13 protein-coding genes are annotated in these 16,068 nt (G+C 64.8%); 1 reads left to right on the forward strand and 12 read right to left on the reverse strand.

The features are described from left to right. Positions 1-68: 68 nt before the first annotated feature. The 6 genes from K6G35_RS24220 to K6G35_RS24245 form a co-directional block, all read right to left on the reverse strand. On the reverse strand, positions 69-449 hold the full coding sequence (locus tag K6G35_RS24220; protein ID WP_495676453.1) for a copper-binding protein: 381 nt from the start codon (positions 447-449) through the stop codon (positions 69-71). Then, positions 446-3,613 (reverse strand): efflux RND transporter permease subunit, encoded by a 3,168-nt coding sequence (locus tag K6G35_RS24225; RefSeq protein WP_495676454.1) that lies wholly within the window; start codon positions 3,611-3,613, stop codon positions 446-448. The genes K6G35_RS24220 and K6G35_RS24225 overlap by 4 nt, the downstream gene beginning before the upstream one ends. Continuing rightward, positions 3,610-5,145 (reverse strand): efflux RND transporter periplasmic adaptor subunit, encoded by a 1,536-nt coding sequence (locus K6G35_RS24230; protein ID WP_495676455.1) that lies wholly within the window; start codon positions 5,143-5,145, stop codon positions 3,610-3,612. Before K6G35_RS24230 ends, K6G35_RS24225 begins: the two co-directional genes overlap by 4 nt. Beyond that, positions 5,142-6,443, reverse strand: coding sequence for a TolC family protein (locus tag K6G35_RS24235; RefSeq protein ID WP_495676456.1), 1,302 nt, complete (start codon positions 6,441-6,443; stop codon positions 5,142-5,144). Before K6G35_RS24235 ends, K6G35_RS24230 begins: the two co-directional genes overlap by 4 nt. A 72-nt stretch (positions 6,444-6,515) precedes the next feature. Further along, the gene (locus tag K6G35_RS24240; protein WP_495676457.1) at positions 6,516-6,917 is read right to left on the reverse strand and encodes a copper resistance protein; all 402 of its coding nucleotides are present in this window, start codon (positions 6,915-6,917) and stop codon (positions 6,516-6,518) included. Positions 6,918-7,237: 320 nt separating this feature from the next. Beyond that, positions 7,238-8,242 carry a phosphotransferase enzyme family protein gene (locus K6G35_RS24245; RefSeq protein WP_495676458.1) on the reverse strand — a complete coding sequence of 335 codons (1,005 nt, stop codon included), beginning with the start codon at positions 8,240-8,242 and terminating at the stop codon, positions 7,238-7,240. 288 nt (positions 8,243-8,530) lie between these two features. On the opposite strand from K6G35_RS24245, the gene K6G35_RS24250 reads away from it, so the two are divergent. Then, positions 8,531-9,856: an SGNH/GDSL hydrolase family protein gene (locus K6G35_RS24250; protein WP_008647337.1), complete on the forward strand. Its 1,326-nt coding sequence runs from the start codon at positions 8,531-8,533 to the stop codon at positions 9,854-9,856. 130 nt (positions 9,857-9,986) lie between these two features. On the opposite strand, the gene K6G35_RS24255 is transcribed toward K6G35_RS24250, so the two are convergent. From K6G35_RS24255 to K6G35_RS24280, 6 genes are read right to left on the reverse strand one after another with little or no spacing between them, the layout of a single operon-like run. Beyond that, on the reverse strand, positions 9,987-10,811 hold the full coding sequence (locus tag K6G35_RS24255) for an SDR family NAD(P)-dependent oxidoreductase (protein ID WP_008647335.1): 825 nt from the start codon (positions 10,809-10,811) through the stop codon (positions 9,987-9,989). Positions 10,812-10,853: 42 nt separating this feature from the next. Next, positions 10,854-11,270: a MaoC family dehydratase gene (locus tag K6G35_RS24260; RefSeq protein ID WP_008647333.1), complete on the reverse strand. Its 417-nt coding sequence runs from the start codon at positions 11,268-11,270 to the stop codon at positions 10,854-10,856. A 13-nt stretch (positions 11,271-11,283) separates the two neighbouring features. Then, a complete protein-coding gene (locus K6G35_RS24265; RefSeq protein ID WP_186426692.1) occupies positions 11,284-11,724 on the reverse strand; it encodes a MaoC family dehydratase N-terminal domain-containing protein in 441 nt (146 codons plus the stop codon). Between the two features lie 11 nt (positions 11,725-11,735). Further along, positions 11,736-12,923, reverse strand: coding sequence for a lipid-transfer protein (locus tag K6G35_RS24270; RefSeq protein WP_008647329.1), 1,188 nt, complete (start codon positions 12,921-12,923; stop codon positions 11,736-11,738). Positions 12,924-12,975: 52 nt separating this feature from the next. Further along, a complete protein-coding gene (locus K6G35_RS24275; protein ID WP_008647327.1) occupies positions 12,976-14,115 on the reverse strand; it encodes an acyl-CoA dehydrogenase family protein in 1,140 nt (379 codons plus the stop codon). A 37-nt stretch (positions 14,116-14,152) separates the two neighbouring features. Continuing rightward, positions 14,153-16,048, reverse strand: a complete 1,896-nt coding sequence (locus K6G35_RS24280) for a feruloyl-CoA synthase (protein ID WP_186426693.1) — start codon at positions 16,046-16,048, stop codon at positions 14,153-14,155. Positions 16,049-16,068: the final 20 nt, after the last annotated feature.

Here is a 16,068-nt window from a genome sequence, read left to right on the forward strand (position 1 = left end):
GATGGTCGCGGCGACTTTTTTTTGCCGGGATGGCAAGCCATCCCGGTCGTCGGCGCGGCTCGATCGCGCTATTTGCGCAAGTCGGTGACCGTGATTTTTCCGTCCACGTTGTCGAACGTTGCCGACACCTTGTCGCCTTCCTTCAGGTTCGCCAGCATCGCCGGGTCCTTGACCGGGAATGCCATCGTCATCGGCGGCATGCCCAGGTTCATGATCGGGCCGTGCTTGAGCGTGACCTTGCCGGCTGCGGGATCGACTTTCCGGACTTCGGCAGAGACGGGCTGTGGCGTCTTCATTGCCTTGGCGGCGGGCTTCATGTCCATGCCGGCACCGCCGTCCATCCCGGCCGCGAACGTCGGAGGCATCAGGCCAACGGCGAGCGCGAAGACGGCTGCATGGAGAGAGGCGCGGGAGGCGCGAGAGGTCAGAGAGGTGAGTGAGGTTTTCATGCTTGCTCCTTGATGGGCGTGTGAGTGAATGATGGGGAAGTCTTCGTTTCGCGACGGCGGATCAACAGGTACACGGCGGGCACCACGAACAGCGACAGCAGAGGCGCCGTGACCATGCCGCCAACCATCGGCGCGGCAATGCGCTGCATGACTTCGGAGCCGGTGCCGTGTGACCACATGATCGGGATCAGGCCTGCCAGGATGACGGCGACGGTCATCGCCTTGGGCCGCACGCGCTGCACGGCGCCTTCCTGGATGGCGGCGAGCAGGGCATTGATGTCGGTGATGCCGCGTGCCTGGCTATCCTCCCAGGCGTGCTTGAGATAAAGCAGCATGATCACGCCGAACTCCGCGGCCACACCGGCCAGCGCGATGAAACCGACCACGCCGGCTACCGACAGGTTGTAGCCGAGCAGATAAAGCAGCCAGAAGCCGCCGATCAGCGCCAGCGGAAGCGTGCCCATGATCAGCAGTGCCTCGTCGAGCCGACCGAAGACCAGATAGAGCAGCACGAAGATGATCAGCAGCGTGAACGGCACCACTACCTTCATCTTCGCGGTGGCACGTTCCAGATACTCGAACTGACCGGACCAGCTCAGCGAATAGCCTGCAGGCATCGGCACTGCCTTGCTCACGGCCGCCTGCATATCGTGCACCGCGGAGCGCAGGTCGCGCCCACGGATGTCGACGTAGATCCACCCCGACAGCCGCGCGTTCTCGCTGCGCAGCATCGACGGGCCCTGTTCCACTCGGATGCGGGCGACGTCGGAAAGCACGATCTGCTGGCCGCGGTCGGTCACGATGGGCAGGCTCCGCAGCTGTTCGACCGAATCGCGATAGTCGCGCGGGTAGCGCAGGTTGATGGGATAGCGGGCCAGCCCGTCGACCACTTCGCCGATGTTGTCGCCACCAATCGCCGAGGAGACGATGGCCTGCACATCGCCGATATTGAGCCCGTATCGGCCAGCGGCCGCGCGGTCGATGTCAACGTCGATATAGCGCCCGCCGGTCAGGCGTTCCGCCAGCGCCGACGTGACACCGGGAACGGTCTTCACGGTTTCTTCGATGCGGGTGGCTAGCCGGTCGATCTCCTTCAGGTCGGTGCCCGCCACCTTGATGCCAACCGGGCTCTTGATCCCGGTGGCCAGCATGTCGATGCGGTTGCGGATCGGTGGCACCCAGATGTTGGAAAGTCCCGGAACCTTCACCACGCGATCAAGCTCCTCGACGAGCTTGTCGGGTGTCATGCCCGGGCGCCACTGGTCGCGTGGCTTGAACTGGATCGTGGTTTCGAACATCTCCAGCGGGGCCGGGTCGGTGGCCGAATCGGCACGGCCGGCCTTGCCCTGCACCGTGGCGACTTCCGGCACCGACTTGATCAGCCGATCGGTCTGCTGCAGCAATTGCGCCGCCTTGCCAGCGGAAAGGCCGGGCAAAGCCGAGGGCATGTAGAGCAGATCGCCTTCGTCGAGCGGGGGCATGAACTCGCCGCCAATCCGCATGATCGGCCAGGCAGTGGCCACCAGCGCGACAACCGCCAGTGCGATGGTAGCGCGCGGATAGGCCAGCACGCGGGTCAGGATTGGCTGGTAGGCGCGAATGAGCCAGCGGTTCAGCGGGTTGGCCTGCTCGGCGGGAATGCGGCCGCGAATCAGGTAACCCATCAGCACCGGCACCAGTGTCACCGAGAGGCCTGCCGCAGCCGCCATCGAGTAGGTCTTCGTGAAGGCCAGCGGCGAGAACATCTTGCCTTCCTGTGCTTCCAGCGTGAACACCGGGATGAAAGACAGCGTGATGATCAACAGCGAGAAAAACAGCGCGGGACCGACTTCGGCTGCGGATGCGCCAATCACGCGCCAGCGGTCTTCGCCGGAGAGTGGCCGCCCGGGGTGATCGACATGCCAGCGTTCCAGGTGCTTGTGCGCGTTCTCGATCATTACCACTGCGGCGTCGACCATGGCGCCGACTGCAATGGCGATGCCGCCGAGCGACATGATGTTGGCGTTGACGCCCTGATACCGCATGACGAGGAAGGCAGCCAGCACGCCTAGCGGCAGCGATACGATGGCCACCAGCGCGGAGCGCAGGTGGAACAGGAAGATCAGGCAGACCAGCGCGACGACCACGAACTCTTCGGCCAGCTTGTACGAAAGGTTGTTCACCGCGCGATGAATCAGCGCGGAGCGGTCGTAGGTCGTGACAATCTCGACGCCGGCGGGCAGGCTCTTTTTCAGCACTGCAAGCTTGGCCTTGACGGCGTCGATCGTCTCCAGCGCATTCTTGCCCAAGCGCATTACGATGACGCCGCCCGTCACTTCGCCTTCGCCATTGAGATCGGAGATGCCACGTCGCATCTCGGGCCCGAGCTGGATCGTCGCGACGTCGCCAAGGCGCACCGGAACACCGGCCGCGCTGGTCTCGATTGGAATCTGCCGGAAATCCTCGAGTGTCTTCAGGTAGCCCGATGCCCTGACCATATACTCGGCTTCGCCTAGCTCCAGCACCGAGCCGCCTGCCTCCTGGTTGGCGCCTCGAATCGCGGCGATCACCTTCGATTGCGGGAGGTTGTAGGCGCGCAGGCGGTCAGGCTTCAGCACCACCTGGTATTGCCGCACCATGCCGCCCAGCGAGGCCACCTCGGAGACGTTCGGCAGCGACTTCAGCTCGAAGCGCAGGAACCAGTCCTGCAACGCGCGCAACTGGCTCAGGTCATGCTTGCCGGTGCGATCGACCAGCGCGTACTCATAGACCCATCCCACACCGGCGGCGTCGGGCCCCAGTGCGGGCCTGGCGGCCGCCGGCAGACGCGACTGCACCTGATTCAGGTACTCCAGCACGCGGGAGCGGGCCCAGTATGGGTCGGTCCCGTCCTCGAACAGCACGTAGACAAAGGAATCGCCGAAGAAGGAATAGCCGCGCACGGTCTTGGCCCCCGGCACGGACAACATCGTCGTGGTGAGCGGGTAGGTGACCTGGTTCTCGACGATCTGCGGCGCCTGGCCCGGGAACGGGGTGCGGATGATGACCTGCGTATCGGAAAGATCCGGCAACGCGTCGAGCGGCGTGGTGCGGACTGCCCACAGCCCCCAGGCCGTCAGCATGACCGTGGCCAGCAGCACCAGGAAGCGGTTGCGGATCGACGCGAGGATGATGCGTGCAATCATCGCTGACCTCCTTCGACGCCTGCGGGCTGCACCGACGACAGCATGGCCGTGCCGTCTTCGGCCAGATGAAAGCGGAAGCGGATGCGGTCGCCCGGTTTCAGTCCCTTGAGCTGGGCGGCATCATGTGCGGCGAAATCCATCGTCATGGCGCCCCACTGCGCCGAGGGCACTGCGCTATGGGAGATCGTCAGGCTGTCGGCGTTCACGGCTTCGATGCGACCCGTGGCTTCGTGTTCCTGTGTGGTCGCCGATGGTGCCGATGGTGCCGATGGTGCAGATGTTGCCGACGGCGCAGAAGCTGCCACCGGGGTTTCCAGCCGCTTCGACGTGCCGCGCAGGCTGGCTTCGGAATCGATCAGGAACTGGCCGGACGTTACGACGCGCTGTCCGGCGCGCAGTCCGGCGGTCACCTCGGTCATGCCGTCGACCTCGCGTCCGGTGCGGATCTCGGTAGAGGCATAGCCCCGCTGGCCGGCATCGACCATGACGAGAGTCCGTTGCCCCGTGCGGATCACCGCCTCGGTCGGGATCTGCAGCACGTCTTGCCGGTCGCCGCTCTCGAAGCGGACGCTGGCGAACATGCCGGGCACAAGGCGACGCTGCTTGTTCGGCAGCACGATGCGGACCTTGATGGTGCGCGTGGCAGGGTCAACGTCGGGCAGAATCGCGTCGACCTTGCCTTGCACGGGATCCGGCGCGGCGGTGGCAGACACCGTCACGGTCTGGCCCGGTGCGATGCTGCGCGCCTGGGCTTCCGGCACTTCGGCAATCACCCAGACCTGAGCGAGATCGGCCAGGCGGAACAGCGTCATGCCCGGGCTGATCGTCATCCCTTCGCGTACCGCGATTTCGGTGACCAGGCCATCCAGCGGACTGCCGATGCTCTGCGCCGATTGCAGCTTGCCGGTGCGGATGACCGCATCGGCCTGGCCCTGCGTCATGCCCGACTGGAGCATCCGCGCTTTGGCGGCGCTCGCCAGATCGTTCTGAAGGCTGGCGGGCAAGCGCATCACCGCCAGGTACTCTTCTTGCGCGGCGACCCAGTCTGGCGCGTAGAAAGTGACCAGCGTCTGGCCCTGCCGTACCGGATCTAGGGTGGCGCGCACACCAACGTGCTGCACGAAGGCGGTGGTGCGAGCCTGGATCACGCGGATGCTGCGCTCGTCGATCGCCACGTTGCCGGGTGCCTCAACCACTGCGCCCATATGGGCGGATTTCACTTCCGCCGTGCGGATGCCAAGGTTCTGTGCGACGCGGCTGTCGATGCTGACGCCGCCCTTATTCACGCCATTCCCTGCGTCATCGCCGTCGGCATAGACCGGCACCAGCGGCATATCCATGAAGGGTGACTTGCCGGGTTTGTCGAATCGCTGGCCGGGGACCATGGGATCGTGCCAGTAGAGAATGTTCCTGTCGCCTTGCGTGGCGGACGTTGCCGGCATGGTGTGCGATGCGCCAAGGCGATAGCCGCTGTAGCCGGCCACACCAATCAGGACCAGGCAAGTCGCTGTGATGGTCAGTCGTGCCTTCATGGAAGATCCTTGTTGGCGGGTTCGGTTTGCGCGGTAGGCAGCGGCGTCAGGAAGGTGAGTTCGGCCCAGAGTCGGGTCGTGCGTTGTTCCAGCGATAGCCGCTCCAACGAGGTATCGATGACACGGTGATTGGCATCGGCCACGGCTTGCAGGGACCCGGCATTGGCGCGATAGGCCGTCAACGCGGCCTCCGCCTGGGCATTGGTAAGCGGCAGCGTGGCGTCGTCGTAGCGTTTCAGGCGTTCCAGGTTGCGGCGCAACTCGGCGAGCCTGGCGCCGACCACAGCATCGGTGTCGCGCCGGATCATCTCCGCTTTCGCACGTGCCGCCGTGGCCTGCGCGAGCCGGGCAGCGACTTCGCGGTCCTGCCGGTTGGCGCGATCCCAGGGCAAGGGGATGCTCACATTGATCGAGGCGAGGTTTGAATAGGCCGAGCCGCGCTGGCTATACATCAGTTCCAGGGAGACGTCAGGCTTGCGGGCCTCGTCCGCCACGCGGATCTCGGACTCCGCGAGTGCGACGTCGCGCTGGGCCGCAGCAACCTCGGGGACACCGTCGAAATGGTTCTGGGCAAGTTGCGCGACGCGATCTGGAACCGCCAGCGTGGGGGGATCACCCAGGGGACGGCTCGCATCGGTGCCGATCCAGCGGGTGAGATTCACGTTGGCGGTGTCGAGGGCTGCCTGGTTTTCGTTCTCGCGGTCGCGCAGCTTTTGTACTTCGAGTTGCGCGGACAACACGTCGGCGCGGGTGCCGCGGCCGCTGCGGTAGGCGGCGTTGGCCGCTTCCAGCGTCAGGCTCAGGGGTTGCTCATGACTGGCAAGGAGTGCCGCCGCCCGTTCGGCGTACCAGCGGTCGATCCATGCCGCCACGGCGCTGCGCTGGACATTGGTCATGCCGACCATGCGTTGGGCGTCGGCCGAGGCGGCCTCGGCCTCGAAGCGTGCCGAACGGGCCCGGCGTTTGTCCGAGCGCGTGAACTCCTGCATCACGCTGATCGACCGCATGGTCATGCTCTCGCGGGTCAGCGAGAACTTGTCGGGGCCATCGGTTGGGACATTGTTCAGTCCAACTTTCAGGACGGGATCGGGCAACTGCCCGGCCGCCACGGCCATCTGCACGGCAGCGTCTACGGCGCCGCGCGTGTTTTCTGCGTCGTGCGCATGTGTCGTGGCAAGAGCAGCGGCCTCTTCAAGCGACAGGGAAGGGGCGGCGTGTGGTGACGCGGCGTGCGACACCGACATGCCGAGGGCGGACGCGCAAAGGAGCGCCAGCCTCAGGCGAAGCGGGAATGACATAAAGCCTCCGGAAACAACGGCCACCGCGCCCGAGGTTTCGGGGGCGGAACGGATTTGGCGTTGCTTCGGAGGCTACGTACGGAAACAGCAGTGAAGAATGGCGTGCGGCGGAGGCGGGGCGCGTGGCTGGCTCTGCGCGCGCTCGGCAAGCCTTGGTGCGTCGTCCAGTACGGCGGGCTCGACGACGATGCTGACGAGGAACGGGACAAATGCCGGAATCTGCGGCGTGGCGTGGTCGGCGTGCTTCGCGTTGGCCTGGCAATGGCTCATGCAAAGCGCCTTCTGGCCGTCGTTCTGCGCGGCATCCTGCTCGGCCATGTCGGCGCAGGACATTGTCGCTTCCATCGACGGATGTTCATCCGTCGAGTTCATCCCCATCGTGCAGGCATAGGCTGCGGTCGCCAGTTGCACCGACAGGAACAAGATCAGAAGGAATCCGGCAATCCATGAATGCCGGCGGGCCAGATGACGCACGATCTACGAGGATGTCAAAACAGCGCCAAGCATAACGGCTTTTTCATTGAAAGCAATAGCGGGATTTGATTGGCATTCAGGATGCTTGAACGTTCCCACGGCAGGAACGTTCAAACGGCATGTGACTGGAGCATGTGTTGCATCAACGCTTGTGCCGGCAACTCGTGTAAAGGGCGGCCGCCGCGGCGTTTCGCCGCAGCGGGATCTCACGCCTCGCGGGCTGCGCATCACTCGAATGCTGTTGTCATGCCTGCATTCGCCGCGCGCAGGGCGACGTGGTCAAGGACTGAGGGGCAGTGGCACGGAGGGATCGCTCCCGGTCACTGCGGTACCTCCATTTCCTCCCACTCTGCCAGCAACTTCACGTACTTGAGCAAGCTGGCTTTCGGCAACGTCTGGGTTCCCCAGACATCGCTACGGCCCGCGTATTCGCCCATCAGCCAAAACTGCCGTACCGCGACAAAGAGCCCAATGGCGGCAAAGTCTGCTGGCCCGATTGGCCGAACGCTGCGATAGCCTGCGATGTAGTGCTCCCATCGTTCCCGGGACTGGGCATCCAGTCCCGCACCTTCCGTTCGCGGCAGCATGGCCCAGAGGCAGACCGCCAGTTCATAGGCAAGCCAGCCGGGTCCAGCGTCGTCGAAGTCGAAGAACGAGGCGATACGAGTGTCTGCGGGGCCATCGGTCACGAAGTTGTTGGCACCATGGCAGTCGCCGTGGCAGTACACGCGGGTCATGCCGGTGATTGCAGCGATGCGGTCGTCCAGTCTGCGGGCGATGGCGGAGAACGTCGCGCGTAGTGCATCGTCCAATGTCGGCGCGGAGCACAGGCGGTCCAGCGATGCGTGCAGCAATTGCGGAAGCTCCAGCGTGTAGCGGCTGGGTGGGCCATCGTAGCCATGAGCGGCGTCGTGCAGCAGTGCCAGGCCGCGTCCGGTTGCCTCGAAGTCGGGCAGTGAATCCGGCAGGTTTCCATCGAGATGTTCGAACAGCATCAGTGTGCGACTGCCTTCGGGCAGTGCCATTTCCGTCGCCACTTCACCGTTAGCGGTCGGCAGCGACGCGGCGACCTGCGCGCCGGCCGCCTTCAGGTGACCGAGCAGCGCGGCCTCATACATGCTGTTCGGTGCGCCGCGCGGGCGGTCCGCGCACAGTCGTGCCACAGCCCGTCGCCCATCGAGGAAGCGGAGGCCATAGACGTGATTGAACCCGCGTCGCAGCAACTCGCATTGCGTGACGTCGCCAAGCGCGTACGCCTGGCGGATTCTGTTTGCGATGGCATGACTGGTGGGGGTGGTTTGGGCGATGTCGGTGCCGCGGATCATGGCTGGAAGGTGTCTCCCGTTACGTCACGCCGGCCCCGTACCGGAATGACTGTCGTGAGAATAGCGCAGTGCCGCTGCCAGCCGCTGTTCCTCGGCACCGGATCGCAGAGGAGTCAATTACTGCGATAACAGATTGTCGGGTGGAGATTCATGGGCCGAAAGTCTGAGTTCCGGATCCGATATCCGCGACAGAGGTAATTCAAAAGATGGATGCGAAATTAGGCCCTCTGGCGGAGTGCCGCCGTGCTCACTTCATGCAAATAATTAAAAAAAAGAAAGGAGAACGGGATGAAATCAAAACTTGCTGCTTTGTCGATGGCCCTGGCGGTCGGACTCGTATCTGGCTGCGGAGGTGGTGGTGGGGATGGAACAACGCAGGCGTCGGGCGGCAGCTCCGGCACCGCGAGCCCGGCAGCACCGGTCACCACGCCATCGACGCCGGTAACGCCACCGACCACTACCAATCCGCCGGCGACGGTGACGGAGTTGCAGACCACCAAGGCGCTGCTCAAATCGGCCCTGGCGGATGGCGGGGCGCCAACCACCATGACGTCGCCACCGATCATTACGGCTGGCACGGCCAACATGCCGTCGACGATCACGGATAGCACGCTGGTGCCACCAAACGATCCGTCGCTGCGATACATCGGCGCCATGGAAACGGCCGGCACCGCTTTCCCGGACAATCTGCTCGTCAAGAATACGGCAGTGAACTATGGCGGATTGGGCCGTGATTCCAACGTCTACTACATCGAGTTCGTCACCGATGCGCCAACGTTCGAGATCCTGGTGAAGGGCAACTACCAGATATCGGCGCACCGGATTCTGGTGGATGGGCAGTATGCCTCCACCACACCGGTTGCGTACCCGGACGACGGCAACCTGTACCTCACGCGCGTCGATTTCCAGGGGGTGAGGAAGTCCAGAAAGATCCGTATCGAGACGCCTAACATGCGATTTGGCGGACTGCGGATCGCCCCCGGGGATTCCGTCACGGCGCCACCGGTGGTGCCGAAGGTGCGGGCTGTGATACTGGGCGACTCCATCACGGAGGGGATGTCCGGACTAGGTTACAGCTTCGACAATTACGCGGCCAAGCTTGGCTATCTGGTGGGCTGGAACGACATGTATCAGTCCGGTGTAGGCGCCACCGGCTATCTGGCCGCGCCAGCGCCGAAACTCAAGTTCCGCGACCGTGTCGCCACCGATATCTATCCGTTCAAGCCGCACGTGGTCGTCATCGCCGGCGGGGTCAATGATGCCTGCTCACCGACGGACGAGTTCCAGGCGGAAGCCACCGCCCTGTTCGATGATGTGCAGAAGAACCTGCCCAACACCGTGGTGTTCGTTGTGGGGCCGTGGACACCCGGTTGCGAGCTTCAGGCGCATCAGGACGCCATCAAGGCGGCCGTTGGCACCCGGCCCAACTTCTACTTCATCGACAACATGGCGGAGCAGTGGCAGACCGGCACGGGGACCGTTGCCAACCCGAAGGGGGATGGCAATAGCGATATCTACATGTCCGCCGATGGGGTGCATCCGACTCCCGCGGGCCATATCTACCTGGCGGGCAAGATGGCAGACGCGGTGAGGAAGGTGGTGGAGACGTTCTGACGTTTGTCACGCTCACGAAAAAAGCCCCGGCCGCAAACGAACGGCCGGGGCTTTTTCATTGGTGCCGACGCCTGCGCACGACGATTAGTCATGACTGGTGCCGGCACGCTTCAGATCAACAGCGTGCCTATTACTGCAGGTTACCGGCCACGGCGATGGTCTGGCCCGTGATGTAGTTCGAATCCGGCGAGCAAAACAGGTAGACGCCGCCAGCGGCTTCTTCCGGCGTGCCGCCCCGGCCGAGCGGATTGCGCTGGGCGTGCGACTTGAGCATCTCCGGATTCAGACCAACGCGAATTTCGCGGCCTTCGATGTTCACGGTGGCGCCTGCATTCGCATCGGCCGAGGTCATACGCGTATGGATCAGGCCGAATGCCACGGCGTTCACGTTGACGTTGAAGCGGCCCCACTCGCGTGCCATAGCGCGCGTCATGCCAATCACGCCGGCCTTGGCGCCCGAGTAGTTGATCTGCCCGGCATTGCCGTTCAGCGCCGATGTCGACGAGATGTTGACGATCTTGCGATAGACCTCGCGGCCCGCTTCCTTGTCAGCGGCGTGCAGCGCCTTGAGGTGCGGATACGCGGCCCGCAGGATGCGGAACGGGGCCGTCATGTGGCAGTCGAGAATCGCATACCACTGCTCGTCGCTCATCTTCTGCACCACGTCGTCCCAGGTGAACCCGGCGTTGTTGACGATGATGTCGATGCCCTTGAACTCGGACATTGCCGTACCGATAAAGCGGTCGGCGAAGTCGGGCGCCGTCACGTTGCCTACGCAGGCCACCGCTTCCACGCCCATCTTGCGCAACGCTTCCACGGTGGCGTGGGCGGGCTCCGCGTCCAGATCATTGATGACCAGGCGAGCGCCTTCGCGCGCCAGGCGTTGTGCGATGGCGTTGCCGATGCCGCGGCCGGAACCGGTGACCAGTGCCACCTTGCCTTCGAGTGCTCCCATGTCTTGACTCCTTTGGTGATGATGAGTGGCTTGAACAGCTTGTTACAGGGCGACGACGGCGTCGCCCAGGATCCTCGTTTCGTCGTACTGGTTCGCGGTGCGCAGTTCGACCTTCACGCGGCGCTCGCCGTCGGCTTCGAACTTCTCGACCACGTGGCCCGTGCAGGTGATGCGATGGCCCAGATGGGTGATGCCGACGAAGCGCACGCCAAAATTGCGGATCTGGCGCTGGTCAACCCAAAGGGTCAGCAACCGGCCCAGGTACGCCATCGACAGCATCCCGTGAGCGAACACGTCCGGCATGCCTGCCTTGCGGGCGTAGTCGATGTCGATATGGATCGCGTTGTGGTCGTTCGACGCGCCGGCGAACAACGCCAGCGTGGTGCGGTTGATCGGCTCCAGCGTCAGGGGCGGCAGCGTGTCGCCCACCTGGATCTGTTCAAAATTCGGAATACTCATGGAACCCCTCCGCTTATCCGTTGCGCTGTACCAGCACGCCGCGCAGGTCCGCCACGTGCTCGTTGTCCTGGTTGGTGACACGGGTCTCGCGCACCACGAAGTCCAGGGCGCCATTCCGCTTGTCGTAGATGTCGGTGATGGTGGTGCGGAAGTGCAGCACATCGCCGGCGTAGGCCATGCGGTGATACGTGAACGATTGCTCGCCGTGCAGGATGCGCTCGGTGCGAATGCCCAGTTCCTCGCGCCAGCCGCTCGGCGGGTTCACCAGTTCCAGCGAGAACAGGAACGTCGGCGGCAACGGCAGGCCGCGATGGCCGGCGTCGCGTGCGGCTGCCTCGTCCGTGTAGATCGCGCGCGTCTCGCCGGTGGCCTTGGCGAAGAAGCGCAACTGGCTCGCGGGCGCCGACGTGCGGAAGTCCGCGATGACCTTGCCGATATGCTTCTTGTCGATCATGGGGGGCTCCTTCAGTCGTGTTTCTGGTAGAGCGTCACCACGCAGGCGCCGCCCAGGCCAAGGTTGTGCGTGAGCGCGTTGCGTGCGCCGGCCACCTGGCGCTGATCGGCATTGCCGCGCAGCTGCTGGACCATCTCGTAGCATTGCGCCAGACCCGTGGCGCCAAGCGGATGGCCCTTGGAGAGCAGGCCGCCGGACGGGTTGACCACCCACTTGCCGCCGTAGGTGTTGTCGCCGTCATTGACCAGCTTCTCAGCGCCGCCTTCGTCGCACAGGCCGAGACCTTCGTAGGTCAGCAGTTCGTTCTGCGCAAAGCAGTCGTGCAGCTCGATCACGTCGACGTCCTGCGGACCGATGCCGGCTTGCTCGTAGACCTGGCGCGCGCCTTCACGCGTCATGTCGAAGCCCACCAGACGGATCATGTCGCTCTCGAAGCTGCTGGCGCGATCGGTCGTCAGCGACTGGGCGGCGATCAGCACATCAGTGCGCAGCCCATGCTTGCGGGCGAAGTCTTCTGATACGACGATGGCAGCGGCCGCGCCACAGGTCGGCGGACAGGCCATCAGGCGGGTCAGCACGCCATCCCAAAGCATCGGGGCGTTCATCACGTCTTCGGTGCTGACCACAGTGCGGAATACCGCCAGCGGGTTGTTCGCGGCATGGCGGCTGGCCTTGGCGCGGATCTTCGCGAACGTTTCCAGTTTGGTGCCGTACTTGCGCATGTGCGTCTGGCCGGCGCCGGCGAACTGGCGGATGGCATTGCTCATGCCTTCGGTCTTGCCGACCAGCTTGTCGGTCAGATTGAGCGCGCGCTCGAGCGCGCTGGCTCGGTCGGTCCAGACCGACTTCAGCGCGCCGGGGCCCATGTACTCGAAGCCGAGCGCCAGCGCGCATTCCACGGCACCGCTTGCCACGGCCTGGCGGGCCAGGAACAGTGCCGACGAACCCGTGGCGCAGTTGTTATTGACGTTGATCACCGGAATACCGCTCATGCCAACGTCGTAAAGCGCCTTCTGGCCGCAGGTGGAATCGCCGTAGACGTAGCCGACGTAGGCCTGCTGCACGAGGTTGTAGTCGACGCCGGCATCGGCCAGCGCCTGGCGCGTGGCGGTGGCGCCCATCACGTCATAGGTGTCGCTGGTGCCCGGCTTCTTGAACGGGATCATGCCGGCGCCGGCAACAAAAACCTTGCGAGTCATGGAGAGTCTCCTGTCAGGTGTATGGCTTTAGGGTTGTCTTGGGGGGAGGGGTTCAGAGCTTGCGGGAGATGAGGTCGCGCATCACTTCGCTGGTGCCGCCGTAGATGCGGGTGACACGCGAATCGGCGAACGCGCGCGCCACCGGGTACTCGAGCATGTAGCCGTAGCCGCCGTGCAGCTGCACCATTTCGTCGAGCGCCTTGCCCAGCGCTTCGGTTGCGTAGAGCTTCGCAATGGCGGCTTCTTCAAGGGAGAGGCGGCGGCGGATATGCTCGCTGAGGTAGTAATCCACCATCACGCGCACGGCAACGGCCTGTGCCTTGATGTCGGCGAGCTTGAACTTGGTGTTCTGGAAATCCCACACGGTCTGGTTGAAGGCCTTGCGCTCCTTCACGTAGGCGATCGTGTGTTCGAGGCACGCCTCGAGCTTGGCGGCGGCGCTGACGGCGATCGACAGACGTTCCTGCGGCAGTTCGCCCATCAGATAGGCGAAGCCCTTGCCTTCCTCGCCCAGCAGGTTCGCCACCGGCACGCGCACGTTGTCGAAGAACAGCTCGGCCGTATCCTGGGCGTGCTGGCCCACTTTCTCCAGCTTGCGGCCACGGCGGAAACCCTCTCGGTCGGCTTCCACCATGATCAGGCTCACGCCGCGCGAGCCGGCCGCCGGATCGGTCTTGCAGACCATGATGATCAGGTCGCAGGTCAGGCCGTTCGAGATGAAGGTCTTGCTGCCGTTGATCACGTACTCGTCGCCGTCGCGAATGGCCGTGGTGCGTACGGCCTTCAGATCGCTGCCGGTGCCCGGTTCGGTCATGCCGATGGCGAGAATGGCCTCGCCCGAGCACACCTTGGGCAGCCAGCGTTGCTTCTGCTCTTCGTTGGCGATGCGTGCGATGTACGGGGCGATGATGTCCGAATGCACGCCGAAGCCCAGGCCGCTGACACCGACGCGCGCCAGTTCTTCATTGAACACAGCCGAGTGGCCGAAGTCACCGCCACCACCACCGTACTCCGTGGGCAGCGTCACGCACAGCAGACCTTCGCGACCGGCCTTGAGCCAGGTTTCGCGATCCACCTTGCCAGCCTTGTCCCAGGCGGCCTGCTTGGGCAGGCACTCGCGCTCCAGGAAGCGGCGGGCGGTTTCGCGGAACATCTCGTGATCTTCACGGTAAACGTTACGTTGGACTTGCATGACAGTCTCCTCTTGAGTTGTTGTCGTGTGTGCGGACTTACCGCGCGCAGGCAATGTGGCTTTCGGGTTCGGGATGGAACAGGGCTTCGACCAGATGGGCGCGGCGCGCCCGCGTGGCGGCCTGATTCACGTAGCCCTTGTCGGCGATTTCGTTCGCGTCCATCGACGGTGGTTCCGCCATCAGCATCACGCGACGCACGGACAAACTTGCGCCGTTGCCGCCCGCCGGTGCTTGCAGCCGCGCGCGAATGGCCTCGACGACGACGGGGTGCCGGACCAGCGCTTCGGCATCGAGCGCCGCCAGTTCGGGCGCAAGGCTCCGGCAGGCTGCGACATTGGGCCAGGCCAGCGCCGCCAGGTAGTCGTGGTCGTGGCCGCAGATCACCGCGTCATTGAGCAGCGGCGCGCATCGTTCGACCAGCGTAAGGCGCACCGCGCCGGTACGGACCCAGGTGCCGTTGGTAAGCTTGAAGTCCTCGGCCACACGGCCGGCGAACGACAGGCCGCGTGCGGGATCGGATGGGTCCTGCAGGCGCACCGCGTCTCCCATCTTGAAGAAGCCTTCTTCATCGAACGCGGCAGCAGTCAAGTCGGGGCGCTGCACGTAACCCTTGAACACGCTGGGGCCTTTGATGCGGATCTCGTAGCGGCCATCGCCGCCTTCGAGCGGGACGAGCTTCGCGGAAACGCCGGGCATGGGCACACCGATGTTCCCTGTGGTCTCGCTCGGCCACGTGCAGTAGAGGCCCACACCGCTCGACTCGGTGCAAGCGAGGCCCGAGCAGAACGCCACGCGCTCGCCGATCGTGCGTTCGGACAGCGCGTGGATGCGGTCCCAGACATCGCGCGGCAGGCTGGCGCCGCCGTAGGAGAAGTTCACCGCCTCGGAAAACAGGTTGCGCGCGACTTCCGGATCGCGCTCGGCCGCAGTCACCAACATCGTCCAGGCGGCTGGCACGGCGGTGAACACGGTCGAAGCGACATCGCGCATATTGCGCACGGTGCGCTCGAACTGACCCGGCAGCGGGCGTCCATCGTCGATATAGTGGCTGCCGCCCAGCGTGACCACGCGCGTCATGTTCAGCACGCCACCCAGGCCGTGGTGCCATGGCAGCCAGTCGAGGTAGCGGGACGGGCGTTCCAGCAGCGGCCGATAGCTCTCCAGGTAGTAAGCGGCCACGGCGCGGAGATTGCCGTGTGACAGCGCCACGCCCTTGGGCACACCGGTGGATCCGGACGTGAACAGCACGCGGCCCAGGTCGTCTTCGCGGATGGCATCGTGCGCGGCCTGCACCGCCGCGCGGCGTGCAGGCGTCACGGTGGTGGCGACCAGCGAGGCCCAGTCGTGCTGGCCGTCGCGCGCGCCGTGTACCGCGATGACGGGCACATTGGGCTTGCCGATGACGTCGAGGGCGCGGGCGAAGGCGGCGGCATCCTGCGCGAAGATCGCACCCGGTGGCACCAGGCTTACCACGTCGCGGAGTCGCGCGAAATCCTTGCTCACCAGCGAATAAGCGGGCGATACCGGCGCCATGGGCACGCCGACGTGCTCGGCTGCCAGGGCCAGCACGGCGTGTTCGATCGAGTTGCCGGAGAGGATCAGCAGCGGACGGTCGGTGCCCAGGCCCATCTCGAGCAGGGCGGCGCCCACGGCCTGGATCTGCTGCCACATCTCGGCCCAGGTGATCATGCGCCACGGGGCGTCCGGACTGGTCGATTCGCGCTCGGCGAACGCGCAGGTGTCGCCGCGTTGAACCGCCCAGTGGGCGGCAAACTCGCCGAGTCCGCGCTGTGCGGGGTCGGCCGGCGGGGTGGCGCAGCGCAGGAGGATGGTGCCGTCGGCGCGCTGTTCGACGAGCGTAGGGCGCGGCGGGAATACCGTTGGCCGGAACTTGGGCACGGTGTCGCTGCGGACAGCGGACGTAGCGGTCATGGAACGCGTCTCCTCGGTCA

It is taken from the genome of Cupriavidus sp. HY129, from assembly GCF_059492215.1.

Coding starts and splice junctions, on each gene's coding strand:
- K6G35_RS24250 (WP_008647337.1), top strand. CDS start 8,531: ATGAAATCAAAACTTGCTGCTTTGTCGATGGCCCTGGCGGTCGGACTC.
- K6G35_RS24270 (WP_008647329.1), bottom strand. CDS start 12,923: ATGACTCGCAAGGTTTTTGTTGCCGGCGCCGGCATGATCCCGTTCAAG.
- K6G35_RS24265 (WP_186426692.1), bottom strand. CDS start 11,724: ATGATCGACAAGAAGCATATCGGCAAGGTCATCGCGGACTTCCGCACG.
- K6G35_RS24255 (WP_008647335.1), bottom strand. CDS start 10,811: ATGGGAGCACTCGAAGGCAAGGTGGCACTGGTCACCGGTTCCGGCCGC.
- K6G35_RS24235 (WP_495676456.1), bottom strand. CDS start 6,443: ATGTCATTCCCGCTTCGCCTGAGGCTGGCGCTCCTTTGCGCGTCCGCC.
- K6G35_RS24260 (WP_008647333.1), bottom strand. CDS start 11,270: ATGAGTATTCCGAATTTTGAACAGATCCAGGTGGGCGACACGCTGCCG.
- K6G35_RS24245 (WP_495676458.1), bottom strand. CDS start 8,242: ATGATCCGCGGCACCGACATCGCCCAAACCACCCCCACCAGTCATGCC.
- K6G35_RS24220 (WP_495676453.1), bottom strand. CDS start 449: ATGAAAACCTCACTCACCTCTCTGACCTCTCGCGCCTCCCGCGCCTCT.
- K6G35_RS24280 (WP_186426693.1), bottom strand. CDS start 16,048: ATGACCGCTACGTCCGCTGTCCGCAGCGACACCGTGCCCAAGTTCCGG.
- K6G35_RS24225 (WP_495676454.1), bottom strand. CDS start 3,613: ATGATTGCACGCATCATCCTCGCGTCGATCCGCAACCGCTTCCTGGTG.
- K6G35_RS24230 (WP_495676455.1), bottom strand. CDS start 5,145: ATGAAGGCACGACTGACCATCACAGCGACTTGCCTGGTCCTGATTGGT.
- K6G35_RS24275 (WP_008647327.1), bottom strand. CDS start 14,115: ATGCAAGTCCAACGTAACGTTTACCGTGAAGATCACGAGATGTTCCGC.